The 19956-nt window shown below is 38.9% G+C and carries 25 protein-coding genes and 1 riboswitch; of the genes, 19 read left to right on the top strand and 6 right to left on the bottom strand.

Going from position 1 to position 19956, the window contains the following annotated elements:
- Window positions 1-69: 69 nt before the first annotated feature.
- The 9 genes from lgb_RS09880 to lgb_RS09840 all read left to right on the top strand — a co-directional run bounded on the left by lgb_RS09880 (window position 70) and on the right by lgb_RS09840 (window position 8276).
- Entirely contained in the window at window positions 70-735 is a 666-nt protein-coding gene (locus lgb_RS09880) for a hypothetical protein (protein WP_019293300.1), read from the top strand.
- A gap of 170 nt (window positions 736-905) precedes the next feature.
- Window positions 906-2792 (top strand): DNA mismatch repair endonuclease MutL, encoded by a 1887-nt coding sequence (gene mutL, locus lgb_RS09875; protein ID WP_019291967.1) that lies wholly within the window; start codon window positions 906-908, stop codon window positions 2790-2792.
- Between the two features lie 19 nt (window positions 2793-2811).
- Window positions 2812-3774, top strand: coding sequence for a glycosyltransferase (locus lgb_RS09870; RefSeq protein ID WP_019291966.1), 963 nt, complete (start codon window positions 2812-2814; stop codon window positions 3772-3774).
- Complete coding sequence (gene ruvA, locus lgb_RS09865) at window positions 3774-4364, top strand: Holliday junction branch migration protein RuvA (protein WP_019291965.1); 591 nt, start codon at window positions 3774-3776, stop codon at window positions 4362-4364. The genes lgb_RS09870 and ruvA overlap by 1 nt, the downstream gene beginning before the upstream one ends.
- 37 nt (window positions 4365-4401) lie before the next feature.
- On the top strand, window positions 4402-5400 hold the full coding sequence (gene ruvB, locus lgb_RS09860; protein ID WP_019291964.1) for a Holliday junction branch migration DNA helicase RuvB: 999 nt from the start codon (window positions 4402-4404) through the stop codon (window positions 5398-5400).
- Between the two features lie 96 nt (window positions 5401-5496).
- Complete coding sequence (locus tag lgb_RS09855; RefSeq protein WP_019293321.1) at window positions 5497-5931, top strand: low molecular weight protein-tyrosine-phosphatase; 435 nt, start codon at window positions 5497-5499, stop codon at window positions 5929-5931.
- 86 nt (window positions 5932-6017) lie between these two features.
- The gene (locus tag lgb_RS09850; RefSeq protein ID WP_003133119.1) at window positions 6018-6383 is read left to right on the top strand and encodes a MerR family transcriptional regulator; all 366 of its coding nucleotides are present in this window, start codon (window positions 6018-6020) and stop codon (window positions 6381-6383) included.
- A 56-nt stretch (window positions 6384-6439) separates the two neighbouring features.
- Window positions 6440-7780 (top strand): type I glutamate--ammonia ligase, encoded by a 1341-nt coding sequence (gene glnA / locus lgb_RS09845; protein WP_019291962.1) that lies wholly within the window; start codon window positions 6440-6442, stop codon window positions 7778-7780.
- A gap of 64 nt (window positions 7781-7844) precedes the next feature.
- Window positions 7845-8276: a hypothetical protein gene (locus lgb_RS09840; protein WP_019293320.1), complete on the top strand. Its 432-nt coding sequence runs from the start codon at window positions 7845-7847 to the stop codon at window positions 8274-8276.
- Here lgb_RS09840 and lgb_RS09835 read toward each other — a convergent pair.
- Window positions 8269-8538, bottom strand: coding sequence for a chorismate mutase (locus tag lgb_RS09835; protein WP_019293319.1), 270 nt, complete (start codon window positions 8536-8538; stop codon window positions 8269-8271). The genes lgb_RS09840 and lgb_RS09835 overlap by 8 nt on opposite strands.
- A 139-nt stretch (window positions 8539-8677) precedes the next feature.
- Between lgb_RS09835 and lgb_RS09830 the strand changes: the two genes are divergently transcribed.
- From lgb_RS09830 to dnaX, 5 genes are read left to right on the top strand one after another with little or no spacing between them, the layout of a single operon-like run.
- Window positions 8678-8944, top strand: coding sequence for a DUF2089 family protein (locus lgb_RS09830; RefSeq protein WP_019293318.1), 267 nt, complete (start codon window positions 8678-8680; stop codon window positions 8942-8944).
- Between the two features lies 1 nt (window position 8945).
- A complete protein-coding gene (locus tag lgb_RS09825; RefSeq protein ID WP_019293317.1) occupies window positions 8946-9239 on the top strand; it encodes a hypothetical protein in 294 nt (97 codons plus the stop codon).
- A gap of 56 nt (window positions 9240-9295) precedes the next feature.
- Window positions 9296-9775 (top strand): GAF domain-containing protein, encoded by a 480-nt coding sequence (locus lgb_RS09820; RefSeq protein ID WP_003133125.1) that lies wholly within the window; start codon window positions 9296-9298, stop codon window positions 9773-9775.
- Window positions 9776-9787: 12 nt separating this feature from the next.
- Entirely contained in the window at window positions 9788-10408 is a 621-nt protein-coding gene (locus tag lgb_RS09815; protein WP_003133126.1) for a protein kinase family protein, read from the top strand.
- A gap of 12 nt (window positions 10409-10420) precedes the next feature.
- Window positions 10421-12079 carry a DNA polymerase III subunit gamma/tau gene (gene dnaX, locus lgb_RS09810; protein WP_019293316.1) on the top strand — a complete coding sequence of 553 codons (1659 nt, stop codon included), beginning with the start codon at window positions 10421-10423 and terminating at the stop codon, window positions 12077-12079.
- Window positions 12080-12112: 33 nt separating this feature from the next.
- Here dnaX and lgb_RS09805 read toward each other — a convergent pair whose 3' ends face one another.
- Window positions 12113-13576 (bottom strand): amino acid permease, encoded by a 1464-nt coding sequence (locus lgb_RS09805; protein ID WP_019291956.1) that lies wholly within the window; start codon window positions 13574-13576, stop codon window positions 12113-12115.
- A 75-nt stretch (window positions 13577-13651) separates the two neighbouring features.
- Window positions 13652-13828: riboswitch (Lysine riboswitch) on the bottom strand.
- A 214-nt stretch (window positions 13829-14042) separates the two neighbouring features.
- Between lgb_RS09805 and lgb_RS09800 the strand changes: the two genes are divergently transcribed.
- The 5 genes from lgb_RS09800 to lgb_RS09780 all read left to right on the top strand — a co-directional run bounded on the left by lgb_RS09800 (window position 14043) and on the right by lgb_RS09780 (window position 16507).
- The gene (locus lgb_RS09800; protein ID WP_019291955.1) at window positions 14043-14255 is read left to right on the top strand and encodes a hypothetical protein; all 213 of its coding nucleotides are present in this window, start codon (window positions 14043-14045) and stop codon (window positions 14253-14255) included.
- Between the two features lie 185 nt (window positions 14256-14440).
- Window positions 14441-14734, top strand: a complete 294-nt coding sequence (gene rpsF, locus lgb_RS09795; RefSeq protein WP_003133129.1) for a 30S ribosomal protein S6 — start codon at window positions 14441-14443, stop codon at window positions 14732-14734.
- Window positions 14735-14771: 37 nt separating this feature from the next.
- Window positions 14772-15266 carry a single-stranded DNA-binding protein gene (ssb, locus tag lgb_RS09790; RefSeq protein ID WP_019293315.1) on the top strand — a complete coding sequence of 165 codons (495 nt, stop codon included), beginning with the start codon at window positions 14772-14774 and terminating at the stop codon, window positions 15264-15266.
- A gap of 119 nt (window positions 15267-15385) precedes the next feature.
- Window positions 15386-15631: a 30S ribosomal protein S18 gene (gene rpsR / locus lgb_RS09785; RefSeq protein WP_003133134.1), complete on the top strand. Its 246-nt coding sequence runs from the start codon at window positions 15386-15388 to the stop codon at window positions 15629-15631.
- A 108-nt stretch (window positions 15632-15739) separates the two neighbouring features.
- A complete protein-coding gene (locus lgb_RS09780; protein WP_019293314.1) occupies window positions 15740-16507 on the top strand; it encodes a metallophosphoesterase in 768 nt (255 codons plus the stop codon).
- A 33-nt stretch (window positions 16508-16540) separates the two neighbouring features.
- Here lgb_RS09780 and lgb_RS09775 read toward each other — a convergent pair whose 3' ends face one another.
- The 4 genes from lgb_RS09775 to lgb_RS09760 all read right to left on the bottom strand — a co-directional run bounded on the left by lgb_RS09775 (window position 16541) and on the right by lgb_RS09760 (window position 19949).
- On the bottom strand, window positions 16541-16849 hold the full coding sequence (locus lgb_RS09775) for a DUF960 domain-containing protein (protein ID WP_019291953.1): 309 nt from the start codon (window positions 16847-16849) through the stop codon (window positions 16541-16543).
- A 31-nt stretch (window positions 16850-16880) separates the two neighbouring features.
- Window positions 16881-17729: a MurR/RpiR family transcriptional regulator gene (locus tag lgb_RS09770; RefSeq protein ID WP_019291952.1), complete on the bottom strand. Its 849-nt coding sequence runs from the start codon at window positions 17727-17729 to the stop codon at window positions 16881-16883.
- An 82-nt stretch (window positions 17730-17811) separates the two neighbouring features.
- On the bottom strand, window positions 17812-18645 hold the full coding sequence (recX, locus tag lgb_RS09765) for a recombination regulator RecX (protein WP_019293313.1): 834 nt from the start codon (window positions 18643-18645) through the stop codon (window positions 17812-17814).
- Between the two features lie 122 nt (window positions 18646-18767).
- Complete coding sequence (locus lgb_RS09760; RefSeq protein ID WP_019293312.1) at window positions 18768-19949, bottom strand: MFS transporter; 1182 nt, start codon at window positions 19947-19949, stop codon at window positions 18768-18770.
- Window positions 19950-19956 lie beyond the last annotated feature (7 nt).

Here is a 19956-nt window from a genome sequence, read left to right as displayed (position 1 = left end):
GATTTGGTTTTTAATAGTAAAATTGTTAGAATAAAGTGAATAAATATAGAAGTGTTAAAAGGAGAGTGTATGGCGGAAGATAAAGATAAAATCGTAGAAACACCTGAAGTCCCCGAAGTCGAAACTATGGAAGAAGATGGTGTTGACGTAACTCCTGCAGGTAAACAGGAAGAAACACTTATAGTATCAGAAACAGAGCGCTCTGTCTCGCCTGTTTCGGAGACTGTGGAAATTGTGGAAACTACAACTGAAGAAGAGGTTGCAGCTCCCGATGTAGCATCCAAAGACGAGATTCTTCCTGAAAAAGAAGAAACTGAAGCACCTCAAGTTTCTCCATTTGATTATGCAGATGAGCCATTTTTGGCAGACAACCGTGTCAAATCAGGAATAACTCCAAAATGGAACTGGGGTGCAATGGCTATGCCCGTCTTCTTTGGTGTAGCTAATCGCTCTTATCTCGGTTTGCTCAGTTTACTTGTATGTATTCCTTGGCTTGGCTGGATTTTTGGTATTGTTTGGGCTATTGTTTTCGGTATTAATGGAGAACGTTGGGCTCTACAAAATCCAGACAATCGTTACCGTGATGAAGAAGAGTTTCGTAAGGTTATGGACGGTTGGAATCGTGCCGGATTAGTTGCCTTTATCATTGGTGCAGTAGTTATCGTACTTCTCTTGCTTTTCTTTATGATTCTTGGCGCAGCTATATTCAGTAACATGGATCAGCTTCAGTATTAAAATAGATTAATGAAGTGATAATATGAGAGACCTCTCCGGTGTATTTCAGGAGAGGTTCTCTTTGTTGTCAAGAAACTCTTCAGCTTTCAAATTTCTCTCTTTAAAATATGCTATAATAAGTACTGACTATGAAAAAGAGAAACAGTCGCTTGATGCGGAGGTCTGAATAAGTGGGAAAAATAATCGAACTTGATGAATCACTTGCTAATCAGATAGCAGCTGGTGAAGTGGTAGAACGGCCTGCTAGCGTTGTAAAAGAATTAGTAGAAAACTCAATTGATGCCGGTGCAACGCGTATCATTGTGAAAATTCAAGAGAGTGGTTTACGACTCATTGAAGTGATTGACAATGGAACGGGGATTGAAAAAGAAGATGTTGCTAAGTCTTTGAAGCGGCACGCAACCAGTAAAATCAAAAATAAAGCGGATTTGTTTAAAATCCGTACTCTTGGATTTCGGGGAGAAGCGATGCCTTCAATTGCTTCAGTCAGTGAATTTTCTATTGAGACAAGTGTGACAGATGAAGAGTCAGGCACACGCTTGATTAGTCATGGTGGAAAAGTGGACACATTAGAAGCAATTGCCCAAAGAGAAGGGACCAAGGTTACTGTACAAAATCTTTTCTACAATACGCCGGCACGCTTAAAATATATTCGTTCCTTGCAAGCAGAACTTAGCCACATTACGGATGTCATTAATCGTCAAAGTATGGCTCATCCCGAGATTTCTTTCACACTGATCAATGAAGGCAGAGAATTGATGAAAACGGCGGGAAATGGTGATCTACGTCAGGTTATTGCCAGCGTTTACGGCCTTTCAACTGCCAAAAAAATGTTAAAAGTAGAAGCGGAAGATTTAGATTTTACGATTTCGGGATACGTGAGTTTGCCTGAGCTAACACGCGCTAACCGTAATTACATTACCTTGATGATAAATGGCCGCTTCATCAAAAATTTCTTGCTAAACCGTGCAATCCTTGAAGGATACGGTAACCGTTTGATGGTGGGGCGTTTTCCTATTGTTGTGCTTTCTATTGAGATTGATCCGCAATTAGCCGATGTTAATGTGCACCCGACGAAACAAGAAGTACGCTTATCAAAAGAGCGTGAACTAATGCGTTTGATTACAGAAGCTATTCAAAGTGTTTTTGTAGAGCAAACTTTAATTCCTGATGCATTGGAAAACCTTAATTCACGGCGGGCGAAAGTAGAGGAACAACCAGAAGTTACAAGTGAGAGCAAAACAACAAACCTTTATTACGATAAGGTAAGTCAGGATTTCTTTGTGAATAAGACTCAGGTACATGAGGAGTACAGCATGCCTCAGGAGAAGGTTGTTCCTCCAGATGAAGCCCGCACACCTTCTATTTTCGAAGAAACTGTGATCGAAGAAAAACAACAGGCTGAAAGCCCAGAGAAAATAGAAGAAAAAACGGCCTTTCCTGATTTGGAATATCTGGCACAACTGCATGCTACTTACCTGCTTTGCCAAGCGCAAGATGGACTTTATATTATTGATCAACATGCCGCCCAAGAGCGGATAAAATATGAATATTGGCGCGATAAAATTGGTGAAGTAAGCATGGACCAACAAATTTTACTGGCCCCTTACATTTTTAGTCTACCTAAGAATGATTTTTTGATGTTTTTAGATCGAAAATCTATTTTGGAAGAAGCAGGATTGTTCCTTGAAGAATATGGAGAAAATCAATTAATTCTACGTGAGCATCCCACTTGGCTTCAAGAAAATGACTTAGAAGAAACAGTTTATGAGATGATTGATGAAATCCTTTTGACAAAAGAATTCTCAGTCAAAAAATATCGACATGATTTAGCAACAATGGTGGCATGTAAGAGTTCGATTAAGGCAAACCATCCGCTTGATGTTGAATCAGCGCGGGCATTAGTCAAAGAACTTGCTACTTGTGAGAACCCTTACTCTTGTGCGCATGGACGTCCAACAATTGTCCATTTTAATGGCGGAGACTTAGAAAAAATGTTCCGACGCCGTCAAGAAACACATCTTTCCAAAGCCGCAAGTTGGAAGAATATAAATTAAAAATAGGAAAAGAAGAAAAATGACAACTTTATACATGGTAGTCCCTTGTTACAACGAAGAATTGGTACTTGATGAAACATCACGCCGCCTTGAAGAGAAATATGCAGCTTTGAAGCAAGCTGGCAAGATTGATGAAAAAAGCCGTGTTGTTTATGTTAATGATGGTTCGCGAGACAGTACCTGGGAAAAAATTCAAGAAAAACATGCGGCCAATCCGATGTTTAGTGGTATCAATCTCTCACGCAACAGAGGGCATCAAAATGCGCTCTTGGCAGGTTTGATGCAAGTTAAAGACTTAGCAGATGCCGTTATTTCAATGGATGCGGACTTACAGGACGATATCAATGCGATTGATGCGATGCTTGAAGAGTACGAAAAAGGTTACGAAGTAGTTTATGGCGTACGTGATAATCGTGACACAGATACGGCATTTAAACGTCGTACAGCTATGGCTTTTTATGGCTTGATGAAGAAACTAGGCAGTGAATCTGTGCCCAATTCGGCAGACTTTCGCCTGATGAGCAGTCGCGCCTTAAATGGTTTAGCTGAGTATGAGGAAGTAAACCTCTTTTTACGTGGCATGGTCCCTCTTGTGGGATATAAATCAACAAATGTTTACTATAAACGTGGGGAACGTTTTGCAGGGGAAAGTAAGTACCCTCTCAAAAAGATGGTGAGTTTTGCGATTGATGGTATTACTTCAACTTCAGCAACACCGATGCGCTTTATTTTCTGGACTGGATTGACAATGTTCCTTCTTGCTTTTGTAGCTGGAATTTATGTTGTAGCGCGTCATTTCATCGGAGGCTTTCCAACGACTGGTTGGGCCTCAATCATGGTTGCTATTATTGGTCTGGGTGGAATTCAACTCTTGGCTCTTGGGATTATTGGTGAGTATATTGGTAAGATCTTCCTCGAAGTTAAAGCACGCCCACGTTTTATTATCCAAGACTTTATTAACACAGAAGGTGATGAGGACTAATGTACGAATACTTCCAAGGCAAGTTAGTTAAAATTACACCAACATATATCGTTGTTGATGTCGCAAGTATTGGCTATCTCATCAATGTAGCAAATCCTTATGCTTGGTCGCATATGATGAACCAAGAGATTAAAATATATGTGCACCAAGTGATTCGGGAAGATGCACATAGTTTATATGGCTTTATGGATGATGCAGAGAAAGCTTTGTTTTTACGTTTGATTAGTGTATCAGGCATTGGACCAAAATCTGCCTTAGCAATCATCGCTGCAGATGATAATGTGGGTCTTGTTCATGCGATCGACAACAGCGATATCAAGTATTTGACGAAATTTCCAGGTGTCGGTAAAAAGACAGCGATGCAGATGGTTCTGGATTTAGCTGGTAAGTTTGATGCTACGACTTCAGCTGAAATAGTCAAAACTACGGCTAAAAATGAAAATCTAGCTCTTATTGAAGCGATTGAAGCTTTGCAAGCCCTAGGCTATAAAGCAACCGAGCTTAAGAAAATTCAGAAGAAACTTGAAGTTGAATCTGGATTGACCAGTGAAGAGTATATCAAAGCCGCCCTTAAATTAATGATGAAATAAAATCCGTACAATACGGATTTTTGTTATAATAAAAACAATGAACGAAAACTTATCACCAACACCACTTGAAGATGAAATGATGGTTGAGAAGTCTTTAAGGCCTCAATTTTTCAATCAATACATCGGTCAAGACAAGGTTAAAGAACAACTTGAAATATTTATCAAAGCAGCAAGACTACGTGAAGAAGTACTGGATCACGTGCTTCTTTTTGGCCCTCCCGGATTAGGTAAAACAACCATGGCCTTTGTTATTTCGAATGAGCTGGGGGTGAATATCAAACAAACATCGGGACCAGCAATTGAAAAACCAGGTGACTTGGTCGCTATCTTAAACGAACTTGAGCCAGGAGATGTCCTTTTTATTGATGAAATCCACCGTATGCCTATGCAAGTAGAAGAAGTTCTTTACTCTGCCATGGAAGACTTCTATATTGATATCATGCTCGGATCTGGCGATGGCAGTCGCTCAGTTCATTTGGATTTGCCGCCTTTTACATTAGTGGGGGCAACAACGCGAGCTGGGATGCTTTCCAATCCTCTGCGTGCGCGTTTTGGAATTTCAGCTCATATGGAATATTACACTGAACGTGACTTGGAGGAAATTGTCAAACGGACAGCGGATATATTTGAAGTGGAGATTGTGGACCAAGGTGCGCTTGAGATTGCATTGCGAAGCCGAGGTACACCACGTATCGCAAATCGCCTGCTGAAGCGCGTTCGAGATTTTGCACAAATTATGGGTGACGGTCGCGTAGATAAAGAAATCACAGATAAAGCACTTCAGATTTTAGATGTGGATAATGCGGGACTTGATTATATTGACCAAAAAATCTTACGCACAATGATCGAAATGTATAATGGAGGTCCTGTAGGTTTAGGAACGCTAGCGGTTAATATAGCAGAAGACCAAGAGACTGTTGAAGATATGTATGAGCCTTATCTGATTCAAAAAGGGTTTATCATGAGAACTAAGCAAGGGCGTAAAGCGACACCCAAAGCCTATGAACATTTGGGTTATCCTTATCAAGAGAAATAAAAAATACTCCATATGGAGTATTTTTTATATGTTTTACTTAAATAAATTTCCTTTATATGATATTTTTTATGCCCATAGCTGTGCTATAATGAAGATATGGAAAAAATAGTATTTGTCTGCTTAGGTAATATTTGTCGAAGTCCCATGGCTGAGTTTGTTATGAAGGACTTAGTTGAAAAAGAGGGGAAAAATTTCGAGGTGGAAAGTAGAGCCACATCTAGCTGGGAACACGGGAATCCCATCCATCCAGGAACACGTTCTCTTTTAACTACGTATGGCATCCCATTTGATGCTACCAAAGGGAGCCAACAGATCTCACGGGAAGATTTCCAATATTTTGATCAAATTATTGCAATGGATAAATCTAATAAAGAAAATTTAGAGAAAATGGCTCCTGCAGATCAAAAATATAAAATAAAAATGCTTTTGAATAAATCAGTCCCAGATCCTTGGTATACGGGAGATTTTGAGGAAACTTACCGCTTGGTAAAAGAGGGTTGTTTAAATATTTTAGAAAATAATGGCAATTGATGTTATATGATATGACATAAACCTTTGACAAGAGATAAAACTAGGTTTATAATATGGCCATAGAGTTGAAGTTGAGGAGATGACGGGTGAAAGAACGTGAATTGAGACACTCCCTAGCAGTGCTACCTATTGGTACTGTTATGAAACTAACAGGATTGAGTGCAAGACAAATTCGCTATTATGAGGAACAAGGTTTACTTTTTCCAGAGCGTAACGAAGGTAACCGTCGGATGTACTCTCTTAATGATATTGAGATTGTTTTTGATATTGCTGATTTACTGTCGGAAGGCAATAATATCGCTGATATTAAGCGTATCTATGCTCAAAGACAGAAAAAAGCTATGAAAAATCTCTCTATCAGCGAAGTACATCTTGCTTTAGAACGTGAATTTGCACAGCAAGGACGCTTCGGACATCCAACATCAACTCATTTTAACCAGCCGCGTATGTAAGAAAAACTTACATCAAAGAAATTGAAGCATCGTTTATTCTTAAAAGGAGCCGTATTATGGGAATCACAGCAGCAAACATCCGTCGTGATGTCAAAGAAAAAAATATTAAGTTTCTACGTCTAATGTTTACCGATATTTTAGGAACACTTAAAAACGTAGAAGTTCCAGCAACTGATGAACAGTTAGACAAACTTTTTGACAACAAGATGATGTTTGATGGCAGTTCAATTGAAGGCTTTGTCCGCATCAATGAATCAGATATGTACCTCTATCCAGATTGGGACACATGGATTATCTTCCCTTGGGGAGATGAGTACGGAAAAGTAGCTGGCGTTATCTGTGATGTTTATACAGCAGAAGGACAACCTTTCCCAGGAGATCCACGTGGCGTATTGAAACGTAATCTTAAAAATATGGAAAAATTAGGCTTTAAAAAATTCAATCTTGGTCCAGAACCTGAATTTTTCCTCTTCAAGCTTGATGAAAATCAAGAACCAACACTGGAAGTAAACGATAAAGGTGGATATTTTGATCTCGCACCGACCGACTTGGCAGGAAATACACGTCGCGAAATCGTAAATGTCCTTACTGACCTTGGTTTTGAAGTAGAAGCAAGCCACCATGAAGTAGCTGTTGGGCAACACGAGATTGACTTCAAGTATGCCGATGCATTGAAAGCTTGTGACAATATTCAAATCTTTAAACTTGTGGTAAAAACAATCGCACGTAAACATGGTTTACACGCAACCTTTATGGCCAAACCTAAGTTTGGTATTAATGGATCTGGTATGCACTGCAACATGTCGCTCTTCACAGAAGATGGGCAAAATGCTTTCTATGATGAAGCAGGTGATATGGGACTTTCGGAAGCTGCAAACTACTTTATTGGCGGTTTGCTCAAGCACGCTTATAACTATACAGCCATCACTAACCCAACAGTTAATAGCTACAAACGTTTAGTGCCCGGATATGAAGCACCAGTTTACATTGCCTGGGCTGGTCGTAACCGCTCACCGCTAATTCGCGTACCAGCATCCCGTGGTATGTCTACACGTGTCGAGCTTCGTTCAGTAGATCCATCAGCCAATCCTTACTTGACAATGGCTGTTCTCCTTGCCTCTGGTCTTGATGGGATTGAAAATAAAATCGCCGCACCAGAAGCTGTTGAAGCGAATATTTATGTAATGACCGAAAGTGAACGTAAAGCACATGGTATTACAGACTTGCCGTCGACTTTACACAATGCTGTGAAGGCACTACGTGAAGATGAAGTAGTAACAGCTGCCTTAGGTGAGCATGTTTTGGTTAACTTTGTGGAAGCTAAAAAAATCGAATGGGCGAGCTATGCACAATTTGTAAGTCAATGGGAAATCGATAACTATTTGGAACTTTACTAAAAGAGATAAGCATCTTTAAGATGCTTTTTTTGAATTTTTATACTAAAAAGACTAAACTATACATATGGATATAAAAGAAAATTTAAAAAATATTATAGATAAATTAGACTATGGACAGGTTGCAAAACTTGCAATGTTGGAGAGAGGAGCTTATGCAGTATCTGGACCGCAGGAAGCAGCTGCTGATGGTGACCTGTTTGAGGACTTTGCATCCAAATACTTGTCGGAGAATGAAGATTTGACGGTTGTTAATCGCAAAGACCCAGAAGTTGCACTTCAACCAGAAGATTTTGAGGTATTGCTTGGTCAACTAAAAGCTCCTCAACATATCATTTTCGTAGAATGTCTTGAATTAGGTACGACTGAAATTAAGGGCTTTTTGAATGCCTTACTCTCGGCTGGTTTAATCGAAAGTAGCAAGGTAGTTCTCTTGGACTTGCCACAATTAGAATATATGGCATTACGTTCAAGTATGAAAGGAAAAATCGCTATTTAAAGCGATTTTTTTCTTGATATTCTCGGGAACGTTTCATAATTTCTTTATAGATAGAGTGGATAGCTGGCTCGTATTGGAGTTTCTCTGTCCTTTTTTTTATCTTTTCGAGAATAAAGTATTCTCGATCCGCATCGTAGACATTTTTATTTTCTTCTGCCTTAGCTGTGATTACCTCGTCAACCAAGGACATGCGTCTTTCTAAAAGCGCAATAATTTGATCGTCTAGTGCATCAATTTCTTTACGGGTTTTTTCTAAAGTCATATTTTTATTATGACACAAAAGCTTCTGGAGGACAATTTTTAAATAAAAAAAGCAATCTACATTTATTAAAATGAAAAAGTTTGTCTTTCGACTTTAATAATGTTAAACTTTAATAAATAATATTAAGGTTGGAGAAATTATGGATTGGTTTTTTAATCTGGAAGATGAAGAACAAGAATTTATCAAACAATTTATTTTTGCATCGGGTTCTTTAAAAGAGTTGGCCAGGTATTATGGGGTGAGTTATCCTACAGTGCGGTTGCGTGTAGACCGTTTAATTGAGAAAATTGCTCTGAGTGATACTAAAAAGGATTCCTTTGAAGTGAGTATTATGCAAATGGTTATTGATGAAAAAGTGAGTCTGAGCAGTGCAAAAGAGATTATAAGAAAACATAGGGAGATATGAGATGAATCATTTAATGGATATAGCAATAATTGGAATTATTATCGCATTTCAGACATTTGCAGGCTATAGGGAAAATAAGTACCTGGGTGCCATACTTCCCCTTGCTTTCTTGGCCGCTGTAGGTGTTTTCTTATACAGAGGTGCTCTTGGTTTTAATTTTAAAGATATTGTGATGCCCTTCATTGGACTCTTTGTCTTAATCATGCTGTATCAAGGAGGAAAAGAGTCAAGAAAAAGCAAGATAAATAAAGAGTTAGAGAAAATGAAAGCCAAAGATATTTCAAAAAGAAAATAAGGGATAATTTAATCGCAAGTATTGACTCTATTGTGGGTTAAGTTTATAATTATAAGATGAATAAAAGCGAAAAAATTGAAGGATATGAACTCCTTAACCTACAATTGAAAGGTTTACTTTCAACACAAAACTATACATTGTCAAATCTCTCCAACGCATCAGCTCTTCTTAATGACTTCTTGCCTAATCAAGTCTTTGCAGGGTTTTATTTGTACAACGGCGAACAACTTATTTTAGGCCCTTTTCAAGGTGGGGTTTCTTGTGTCGAAATAAAGTTAGGCGCTGGAGTATGTGGTGAAGCCGCAGAAAAACGCCAAACATTGATTGTTGACAATGTTAAAGAACATAAAAACTATATTTCTTGTGACAGCCGAGCACTGTCAGAAATTGTAGTACCGATTATTAAAGACGGCGAATTAAAAGGAGTTTTAGATTTGGATGCTTCAGAAACTTCCTTTTATGATGATGTCGATCAAAAATATCTTGAAGAATTTTGCCACATTTTGTCAGATATGACTGATTGGAAATTTTTTTGAGCGAGGTAAACAATGAAGGAAACAGTAAATAACTTTATAGCAGATAAATTTGGTACCAGTGAGGTGAAGCCTGTAGGTTTTAATGCTTTGGCTCAACCTAAAGCATTTGCTCAAGATTTGGGTAACTTTGTGTATCAGTTGCACCAATTAGAAGCAACGGGAGCCGAAAGCCCAGCCTTAATGTTGCCGGTCATCGAAGCTGAATTTTTGACACTGTTGGATCAAATGAAAAGAATTGCACCTGTAGAAGGTCTGCGCTTGTATTGGGATAAAGCTTCTAAAAATCCATGGACTAAGCCCGCGGTCGTGTTACATGGGGATTTGAACTTAGATACCGTGTGGAAGATGGCCGACAAATTTTCGGGAGTGGCTGAAACAACAGCTTCCATAGTTGGCGATCCAGCCTGTGATTTGACTATTGCATGGGAAATATTTGATGAGAAACAAAGAAAGATATTTTTCTCCGCCGCTGAAGCCGATAAGGCAACAGTCATCCGCGCTCGCGTTTGGGCTATTTACAAGGCAATGAAAAATTATAACGCTGCCGATATTGATCAGTCCATACTGGCGCGTGATGTTCTTTTCCGAATCAATGAAGAGCTCGGTCTTGGCGCAGAGCCAGACCTTTATTAGAAGGAATGAAAAATGGCTTACCAAGCTTTATATAGAAAATACCGTAGTCAAAGATTTGATGAGATGGTTGGCCAAGAAGTGGTGGCCACAACCTTAAAGAATGCTATCGTTAATGGGCAGATTTCCCACGCTTATCTTTTTAGTGGTCCACGTGGGACAGGAAAAACTTCCGCGGCAAAAATTTTTGCCAAAGCAATTAACTGCCCTAATCAGAAAGAGGGAGAGCCTTGTAACACTTGTGATATTTGTCAAGCTATTACCCAAGGCAGCCTTGAAGATGTGATTGAACTTGATGCTGCTTCGAATAATGGGGTTGACGAAATCCGTGAGATTCGAGATAAATCAACCTATGCAGCCAGTCGCGCAACTTATAAGGTTTATATTATCGATGAGGTTCATATGCTTTCAACGGGAGCATTCAACGCTTTACTGAAAACCTTGGAAGAGCCTACAGATAATGTTGTCTTTGTTTTAGCAACAACTGAGCTTCAAAAAATTCCGGCAACAATTATTAGTCGTGTGCAAAGATTTGCTTTTAAAGCTATCACAACAAATGATATTCGTCAGCACTTAGCAGAAGTTTTAGCTGATGAGAAGATTGAGTTTGAAGATGCGGCACTTGATGTCATTGCAAAATCTGCCGAGGGAGGAATGCGTGATGCCTTGAGTTTATTGGATCAGGCCTTAAGTTTTTCTGATGGCAAGCTTGCAGAGAAGGATGCTCTTTTAGTGACAGGCTCCATTGCCAATGAAGCGCTTGTCTCTTATGTTGCAGCATTGATCGCTTCAGATGGACCAACTGCACTTGATGCTTTGGAGAAAATCTTTCTTGAAGGTAAAAATATGTTGCGTTTTACGGAAGATCTCTTAACTTATTTCCGTGATTTGCTTTTGCGGGAAAATAATGAAATCCCACGACCTCGTCTTTACCAATGGATCAACATTGCGATTGAGTCTCTGAAAATTATTAAAGAAACAACACAGAGCAAAATTGCTGCTGATGTGATGACGATGCGTCTTGTAGATGCAGGTGCTTATTCTTCTGCGGAAGATAAGGAAGTTCCGGAAAGTTTGAGCCATGAGCTTCAGGCTTTAAAAGCAGAAGTTGCAGAGCTAAAAGCTAAATTGGCAGAAACGGGCAACCAAACGGTGGTATCCACTGTCAGTCAAGAAGTTCAAATTAAGCAGCAAGTGAAAACGAAAACAGTCACCGAAAAGTACACTGTAAATCAAGATTTGGTTTTTAAAGCTTTAAAGGAAGCGACCAACGAAGCTCGTCAAGCAGTTTTTGGTGCATGGCCTGAAATTGTTTCCAGCTTTACCAAACCTTCAGACCGTGCCTTAATCAATAATACTGCCCCTGTGGCAGCCTCAAGCAATTTTGTGGTAGTTACTTTTCCTCATGGTAATTTAGCAAAGCGTGTTACGGAAAATGAAAACCTACAATTAACTTTTGGCAATTTAATGTCATCAATATTGGGATTTTCTCCTGAGATTATTGCTTTAGCAGAGCAAGATTGGCAGTCTGTACGTCAAGAGTATGTCTTAAGCCTTAAAAAAGGGGAGCAGCATGTTACAAAAGATACGGAATCTGAGCCAGAAGCAGAAGAAGTTCTTGTAAGTAAGGCCAAAGAATTTTTTGGCGAAAAAGTGAAGATAATCAACGACTAAAAAAACGCCTTATGGCGTTTTTTTTTAGTCGTTTTAATCAATATCACGGCTTAAATCAACTTCTTCAAGCGGAATAAGTTTTGTTTTCTTCACGATTTTGTAAGAGAAATATAAAATCAAGAAGAGAGGTAAAGCAAGGTAGGTTGTAATGATGCTTTGCGCATTCATCGTTACGGTAGTAATTTGCCCGATAACGATAATGATTGAAAGAATAAGAGCGATGATTGGCCCAATAGGGAACCATTTAGCATGGTAGCCTAACTCAGAAAGTTTATGACCTTGTTTAATAAAAGCACGGCGGAAGCGGAAATGACAGATAGCAATTCCAATCCAAGCCAAGAAACCAGACAAACCGGAAGCAGCGACCAAATAGAAATAAATCTCAGTTCCGAAGATACTTGTTAAGAAGGCCAAAAGACCGATGGCAACAGTCGCTAAAATTGCATAAATTGGTACGCCGTTACTTGTATTTGTTTTAGCGAAGATTTTTGGTGCATGCCCCTCTTTTGCCATACCAAAAAGCATGCGAGAAGCAGCATATAACCAAGAATTGGCAGATGAAATAACCGAGGTTAAGATGACAGCATTCATAACGGATGCAGCAGCAGCTAAGCCAGCACGTTCAAATACCAAGGTAAATGGAGAAACGGTAATGTCACTTTGGGTTGCTGCACGGAGAAGACTTGGGTCTTTATAGTAAACCAAGGCACCGATTACGAATATTGAGAGGAAATAGAAAATAATAATCCGCCAAAAGACTTGTTTAATCGCTGAGGGTACATTTTTCTCAGGGTTTTCTGACTCGCCGGCTGCGATACCAACGATTTCTGTACCTTGGAAAGAGAAGCCTGCAATCATGAAGACAGCAATCATACCTCCAATACCACCGACAAAACCATGATTTCCTCCAGCAGAAAGATTGCGTGCCACATCTGGCTTATAACTCATAACTCCAAAAATTGTTGCGAGACCAATCACGATAAAGGCGATAACAGCGATGACTTTAATTGTCGCCATCCAAAATTCTGCTTCACCATAAGCTTTAGCTGAAATGAGGTTAACCAAGAGGATGAGCGCAATCACAATAGTCGACCATATCCATGTGGGCACATGGGGCAACCAGAACTGCATAATAACACCAACTGTAGCTGCCTCAACCGCTACAGTAATTGCTGAGTTAAACCAATAGTTCCATCCCATAGCGAAGCCGAAAGCTTTATCTACATAACGGTCAGCGAAAGAAGCAAAAGAGCCTGATACTGGAAGATAGGAAGCCATTTCACCTAAAGACGTCATAAGGAAGAAAACCATGAGCCCAATGGCGACATAGGCAACTAACGCGCCTAAAGGTCCAGCTTGAGAAATCGTTGCGCCTGATGCAACAAATAGCCCGGTACCAATAGTTCCTCCTAAGGCAATCATTGTTAAGTGACGATGTTTAAGGCCACGTTTAACTTGCGTGGATGGCGTGGCCTCATTATTTGAAGTATTATCCATTACTTCTCTCCTAAATTTATAAATATTAATACAAAAAGCAATCCCTAGAGATTGCTAAACGTCAGAAAGATCTTTCATCCGAATAGCGCATCATGGTCATAGTTAGACCACGACAGTTTAACAGGTATTTCCCGCTAAACCAAGAAAAGTCGGTGAGCATAACTTCTCTTTCGGCAACCGCTCCTGGGCTAAACTTCTCAGCATGCTCTAGCTCTGCTTAGCTTATTATTGGTTGCGACCTCTATCGTTTATTAAGTATTTATGAATATTTTAGATTAATTTGAGAGGGATGTCAAGGACGAGCCTGTTAGTTTTGAATAATTATACATGTTGTTGTTTAAAATTACAGATTTTTTAATGTCTAGCCATTAAAAATCTAGACATTTGTTTTAGAGATTAAAAAGAGTTATAATATAAGAAGAGATGATTGCGTTTTCATCTCAATTATATCTGGAGGTGGTTTTCAATGACGTTTACCCCAAAATATGTATCTCCAACTTACGCGGGAGAAAAAATAGTATGCGTAACCCGTAGCCAGGAAGGGGAAATTTCCCACTTATACCAGCGCTTTGACAGCCGTTGCAAGTTGCATTTTATCGTGAAAAAGCTTGGCTATTATCAATCGAAAGAAGGTGAGTACCGCTACATTCCAGCGAATGTGCTTGATGTAGTCGCTTAATAATAAAAAATGATGAGAAATCTTCTGCAGAGGCAGAGGGTTATTTTTTATTTTATAATAGTATAAATAAGATAAATCAACTTGCAAAAAGTAGCTAAATTTGATAGAATATATACTTGTGAGTAAAAACTCATAACTTACACAGGCTCCAACCTGTGTCATTAGTCCAAAAGGAGGAAAAATCAATGACAAAATACGAAATTCTTTATATTATTCGTCCAAACATTGAAGAAGAAGCAAAGAAAGCCCTCGTTGAACGTTTCGATAGTATCTTGACTGACAACGGTGCTGCTAATCTTGAGTCTAAAGACTGGGAAACACGCAAACTCGCTTACGAAATTCAAGACTTCCGCGAAGGTATCTACCACATCGTAACTCTTGAAGCTGCTACTGATTCAGAAGCTTTGAGCGAATTTGACCGTCTTGCTAAGATTAACGGCGACATTCTTCGTCACATGATCACTAAAGTAGAAGCTTAATTCTAGTTTAGCTGGACAAATTTAAAGGAGAAGCATCATGATTAATAATGTTGTTTTGGTCGGACGCGTTGTGCGTGACCCTGAACTGCGATACACACCGCAAAATACTGCGGTTGCTACATTTACGATTGCTGTTAACCGTCGTTTTAAAAACGCGCAAGGCGAACGTGAAGCTGATTTCATTAACTGTGTCATCTGGCGCCAATCTGCTGAAAACTTGGCAAATTGGGCTAAAAAAGGTGCCTTGATTGGTGTAACAGGTAGTATTCAAGTGCGAAATTATGAAAACAAAGAAGGTCAACGTGTTTACGTGACTGAAGTATTGGCTGATAACTTCCAAATGCTTGAAAGTCGTGCCGCACGTGAAGGTGGCTCTGGTTCATATTCTGCACCACAGGAACAACAATCACAAAATCGTCCTTTTGCTGGCTCTAACAGCTCAGCAGGAAATTCAACACCTGATTTTGGTCGTGATGCAGATCCATTTGGTGGCTCACCAATGGAAATCTCAGATGATGATCTTCCATTCTAATAAGTAAGGCAGCTGTACAAGGCAGTCTATCTGAGCCCTATTCGTTGAGTATAAAAGCGGTATCCGTATTGACTTTTCTACTCAACAACATCATACAATAATATAAGGAGAAACACACTATGGCTTTTCAAAAACGTGGTGGCTTCAAACGCCGTAAAAAAGTTGACTTTATCGCAGCTAACAAAATCGAAGTTGTTGATTATAAAGACACTGAACTCTTAAAACGTTTTATCTCAGAACGTGGTAAAATCTTGCCACGTCGCGTAACTGGTACTTCAGCTAAAAACCAACGTAAAGTGGTTACAGCTATCAAACGCGCACGTGTTATGGCTCTCTTGCCATTCGTAGCTTCAGACGAAAACTAAGAAATAACTAGGCACCTTCGGGTGTTTTTTTGTTACGTGCTTTGATACAATAAGGAGCGTGAATCTCATTATGAAGAATAAAAAATCTGAATATGGTAAAATAAAGCAATGACATGGATTATAATTTTACTTTTCTGCCTTTTGGCTTATGGTATTTTCGTTGAACCGCATTTGATGCGTGTGCGACAAGTGAAAATTTCAAACACAGCCGGGCTGAAAGTTGCACACTTTACCGATACACATTTTAATTGGCACACACATCCACGCCGCTTTTTTAAATTTTCAAAACACATAAATAAAACACAACCTGACTTGATCTTGTTCACAGGCGACTTATTTGATAAAGTCGATTGGGCGCAAGCGCATGATGTTGATAAGGTAAAAGAAATTTTAGCAGAACTTGAAGCACCTTTAGGAAAATTTGCGATTTTGGGTAATCATGATTTTTCACATGAAGGGGATGCGAACTATATAAGAACTTTTCTAAAGGAAGCGGGTTTTACTGTACTTACCAACCAATCACTCATGTCCGGAACAGTAGCATTAACCGGACTTGATGATTTACGTGAAGGGCAACCAAATTTTAGTATGGTCCCTGAGCAAGGAAAGTTTTCGATTTTAATGATTCATGAGCCGGATACGATTTTGCAAGTAGAATTTCCTGAAAAATATGATTTAGTCGTTGCAGGACATAGTCATGGTGGGCAAATTCGTCTTGGTAATTTGCGCTTACGTAATGATGGCTCAAAGGTGTATGATTCTGGTCTATACTTATTAGGGAAATATACAAAACTTTTTGTCAATGCCGGTATTGGCTTAACCTTTTTACCAATCAGATTTGGTGTTCCTCCAGAAATCGTCTATTATGAAATTTAAAAAGTCTCCAGAATTTTATCTGGAGACTTTTGTTTAACGTTCTTGTGAAGAGATAATGGTTTCTTTACCATTATTATCAACAGCATGGAAATGCCGAGGCCAAGAATTATTAAAAGGGTATTGGAAATCAACTGTAATGGTTAAAGGATTGTGCGGCTGTGAAAATTTCACAGAAAGCAGTCCTTTTTGGTTGAGTAATTCAAAATTGATAAGAGGCTCAAGCGGGATAACGCCTTTTAGCTGATTGTCAATGATGAACCAAAAACTGTCAATGATTTCACCAGGAATACTAGAGACAGTTCCATAGCTTGCATAGCGTCCTTTTGTTTCAGTAAATGCCATTTTGGTCCTCCTTTATCATTAACTTTCTAGTTTAATTTAAACGGGTTTGGCTGATCACTTCTCGAATGTTTTCCAAAGTATCTTCGATTGAATCCTGAGCTTTCATCCCGTACATCAAAAAGATGGCATCTAGAAGACTAATTTGAGAGACGGTTGAAGCGACAGCTTCAGGTCGAAAAGATATTTCTTCAGCGATTGAAATAAGTGCCAAGTCGCTTTTTTTCACCAAGGCTGAGTTGGCAAATGACGTAATGGCAATCACAGGAACGTGATTGCTCTTCAAAATATCAACGATTTTCAGTGTATCTTTGTTTTTACCAGTATGTGAAATAACAAAAGCACAGTCTTTTTCGGTCAGTTTAGAAGCCAACATTTGTTGATAATGAAAATCCTGATGATATACCGTTTGCAGTGGCATACGCAAAAATTTATGGTAAGCAATTAAAGCAACGGCATTAGAGCCACCCAGACCAAAAAAACCACATGTTTTGGCGGATAGGAGGATATTCATAACCTTATCCAAAGTTTCGCTCTCTATCAGCTGCAATGTTGCATTGAGAGAAGAAATATTACTTGTAAAATTCTTGGCAAGAATATCTTTATAGCTATCTTCTGGCGATAGTTCGCTGAAAAAGTTGTCGGATTTAAATTTTTCGGTGCTGTGGATAGCTAACTTTAAATCTTGAAATGAATCAAAACCGATTTTTTTGGCAAAACGCGAAATGGTTGCAGTAGATACTTTAGTATTTTTTGCGAATTCTTGAATGGACAAGCGGGCAGCTGTGTCCATATTTTCAATCAAGTAATTTGAAATGGCTTGATCAGATTTACTGAGATTATCGTAATAAGAGTTGATACGTGTGATGAGAGATTGTGTCATATGCTTTCCAGTCTTGCTTTTATTATATCATAACACAATTTTGAGGTGGAAAATGGGAAATGCTTTTAAAGAGAAAGTTGATTTATTCCTCTTCAAAATCATAGTCTCGTATTGCGCTAGAAATATCACTAAAGTCGAATCCTTTACGGGCTAAGGCTTGGGTGATGCGTTGCTTAAGCTCATAGCCTTCGTATTTTCTACTGTATTTACGGGCACTTTTGTCGAGTTCAGTGTAAAGGAGCTCTAACTCATTTTCTTCATCCACTTCAAGTTCTAGACTTTCAAGAGCTATAGCGCTAATGGCATAGGAAAAACCCTTAGCAGTGAGTCCTTGTATGATTTTTTGTTTAAGCTGCTGTAGAGTGTGACGACTTGCTTTTTGGTGGACTATCTTTTCCGCAAGAGCGACAGCCACGTCAATTTGTTTTTCTTCATTAAAAACTTGCGCTATACCCTCATCAATAAGTTGTAAATCTAGCCCCTTTAGGTGGAGTTTCTGTTTGATCTGATAAGGACCAGCACTTGCTGTGCGTACTTTTCCCTGGATATAACTTTCGATATAAGCTCGGTCGTTGAGGAGACCATTTTTAGTAAGGCTGTCAATGATCGCTTCGATTTGAATTGGTTGGATATTATGGTCAGAGAGATATTTTTTGACTTCTGATGATGTCCGAGCTTTGAAGGAAATAAAGTAAAGTGCTAAAGATTTACCTTGTGCAAAATTATCAAAAGCTAACAGTTGCTCCAGCTCAGCTGTAGAAAAGGCCTTATCCCTCGTCAGCATATATTTTACAACTGTATCCTCACAGACGTAAATTTTATCTTTTGCTTCCTCCCAGTCCTTATATGAAAAAGGCTCTGTCAGTATAACTTTATAAAGCTTTTTGAGTTTTGTGATTTCCTTGATTTTTATCATAACTTTATTATAACAGAGTACCGGATGAAGGGGAAATAGATTTTTTGGATCTAAGAAAAAGCACTAGCGAATGAACTAGTAGCTTTTTCTAAAGTTGTCTTTGTTTTTTATCTTGGAGCGATTTATTTGATAGCAACTTTTTGTTTTTGAGCCCCAATAATGAGAAGCATAGCAAGGAGGACAATAACAATCCCTGCAAGTGGTGTATAGATAACACTACTTACTTTTGCCACCTCGCCCCCCGTAAATGAACCCAGTGTAATACCAATGTTGAAAGCTGAAATATTAAAAGCTGAAACAAGAGTGATGTCTTGGGGAGTAAATTTTTCAGCCAGTTGGACAACATAGAGTTGTAAACCAGGCACGTTCATGAAGGCAAATAAACCCAGCAAGAGCGTTGCAAGTAATCCAAGCCACTGAGAAGCCATTAGTGCTGCTATAAAAAGAATAAGCAAACTTGCAGTTAAAGCACCAAACATTTTGAGTAATACAGGTAAAATATTTTTATTTGAGTAATGTCCACCGATAGTATTACCGATTGCTACCATTATACCGTAAGCGACCAGAACGACAACAACAGTACTTGAGCTGAAATTAAAGGTATCTTCTAATAAAGGAGCTAAATAAGTATAAGCAGCAAAGGTACCACCGTAACCAAAAGCAGTCATAAAGAAAGAAGTCATAATGTATTTATTGCGGAAAATTCTCGCAAAACCACTTAAGTTTACTTTGCCTGGTATAGGGAGGTTTGTCGGAATTAAAAAGATGCTCGCTAATAATCCAATCAATCCAATTGCAGCAATGAAGATAAAGGACATATGCCATGTAGAATGTTGTCCGATAAAAGTTCCCAAAGGCACACCGATAACAGTTGCTACAGTAAGTCCTGTAAACATCAAAGCAATAGCAGAAGCACGTTTTTCAGGACGAACTACATTTGCAGCAATAAGTGTTGACACCGACATAAAGATACCATGTGCTAATGATGATAAAATACGTCCAACTAAGAGCAGGAGGAAAGTTGGAGCAAAAGCAGATAAGAGATTACCGCTGATAAAGAGTAGCATAATAGCTAACATTAATGAGCGTCGATTCCATGTGCCTGTAACAATCGTAAGAAGAGGTGCTCCAATAGTCACACCTAAGGCATATAAAGAGACGGTAAGTCCTGCTTGAGATAAATTGATATTAAAAGTGTTCACAATCATCGGCATAAGACCAACACTGATGAATTCTGTTGAACCTATGGCAAAGGCATTAATGGCTAAAGCCAATAAGGTTAGGTTTGGTGAAATTTTTTTCATGAAGGTT

The organism is Lactococcus petauri, assembly GCF_023499275.1.
Taxonomy (GTDB): Bacteria; Bacillota; Bacilli; order Lactobacillales; family Streptococcaceae; genus Lactococcus; species Lactococcus petauri.
This window is presented reverse-complemented; position numbering and strand designations above follow the sequence as displayed.

Coding starts and splice junctions, on each gene's coding strand:
- rpsR (WP_003133134.1), top strand. CDS start 15,386: ATGGCTTTTCAAAAACGTGGTGGCTTCAAACGCCGTAAAAAAGTTGAC.
- lgb_RS09835 (WP_019293319.1), bottom strand. CDS start 8,538: ATGACTTTAGAAAAAACCCGTAAAGAAATTGATGCACTAGACGATCAA.
- lgb_RS09870 (WP_019291966.1), top strand. CDS start 2,812: ATGACAACTTTATACATGGTAGTCCCTTGTTACAACGAAGAATTGGTA.
- lgb_RS09770 (WP_019291952.1), bottom strand. CDS start 17,729: ATGACACAATCTCTCATCACACGTATCAACTCTTATTACGATAATCTC.
- lgb_RS09760 (WP_019293312.1), bottom strand. CDS start 19,949: ATGAAAAAAATTTCACCAAACCTAACCTTATTGGCTTTAGCCATTAAT.
- rpsF (WP_003133129.1), top strand. CDS start 14,441: ATGACAAAATACGAAATTCTTTATATTATTCGTCCAAACATTGAAGAA.
- lgb_RS09775 (WP_019291953.1), bottom strand. CDS start 16,849: ATGGCATTTACTGAAACAAAAGGACGCTATGCAAGCTATGGAACTGTC.
- lgb_RS09840 (WP_019293320.1), top strand. CDS start 7,845: ATGGATATAAAAGAAAATTTAAAAAATATTATAGATAAATTAGACTAT.
- lgb_RS09880 (WP_019293300.1), top strand. CDS start 70: ATGGCGGAAGATAAAGATAAAATCGTAGAAACACCTGAAGTCCCCGAA.
- lgb_RS09805 (WP_019291956.1), bottom strand. CDS start 13,576: ATGGATAATACTTCAAATAATGAGGCCACGCCATCCACGCAAGTTAAA.
- lgb_RS09825 (WP_019293317.1), top strand. CDS start 8,946: ATGAATCATTTAATGGATATAGCAATAATTGGAATTATTATCGCATTT.
- lgb_RS09800 (WP_019291955.1), top strand. CDS start 14,043: ATGACGTTTACCCCAAAATATGTATCTCCAACTTACGCGGGAGAAAAA.
- ssb (WP_019293315.1), top strand. CDS start 14,772: ATGATTAATAATGTTGTTTTGGTCGGACGCGTTGTGCGTGACCCTGAA.
- recX (WP_019293313.1), bottom strand. CDS start 18,645: ATGATAAAAATCAAGGAAATCACAAAACTCAAAAAGCTTTATAAAGTT.
- lgb_RS09855 (WP_019293321.1), top strand. CDS start 5,497: ATGGAAAAAATAGTATTTGTCTGCTTAGGTAATATTTGTCGAAGTCCC.
- lgb_RS09780 (WP_019293314.1), top strand. CDS start 15,740: ATGACATGGATTATAATTTTACTTTTCTGCCTTTTGGCTTATGGTATT.
- lgb_RS09830 (WP_019293318.1), top strand. CDS start 8,678: ATGGATTGGTTTTTTAATCTGGAAGATGAAGAACAAGAATTTATCAAA.
- ruvB (WP_019291964.1), top strand. CDS start 4,402: ATGAACGAAAACTTATCACCAACACCACTTGAAGATGAAATGATGGTT.
- glnA (WP_019291962.1), top strand. CDS start 6,440: ATGGGAATCACAGCAGCAAACATCCGTCGTGATGTCAAAGAAAAAAAT.
- lgb_RS09815 (WP_003133126.1), top strand. CDS start 9,788: ATGAAGGAAACAGTAAATAACTTTATAGCAGATAAATTTGGTACCAGT.
- dnaX (WP_019293316.1), top strand. CDS start 10,421: ATGGCTTACCAAGCTTTATATAGAAAATACCGTAGTCAAAGATTTGAT.
- ruvA (WP_019291965.1), top strand. CDS start 3,774: ATGTACGAATACTTCCAAGGCAAGTTAGTTAAAATTACACCAACATAT.
- lgb_RS09820 (WP_003133125.1), top strand. CDS start 9,296: ATGAATAAAAGCGAAAAAATTGAAGGATATGAACTCCTTAACCTACAA.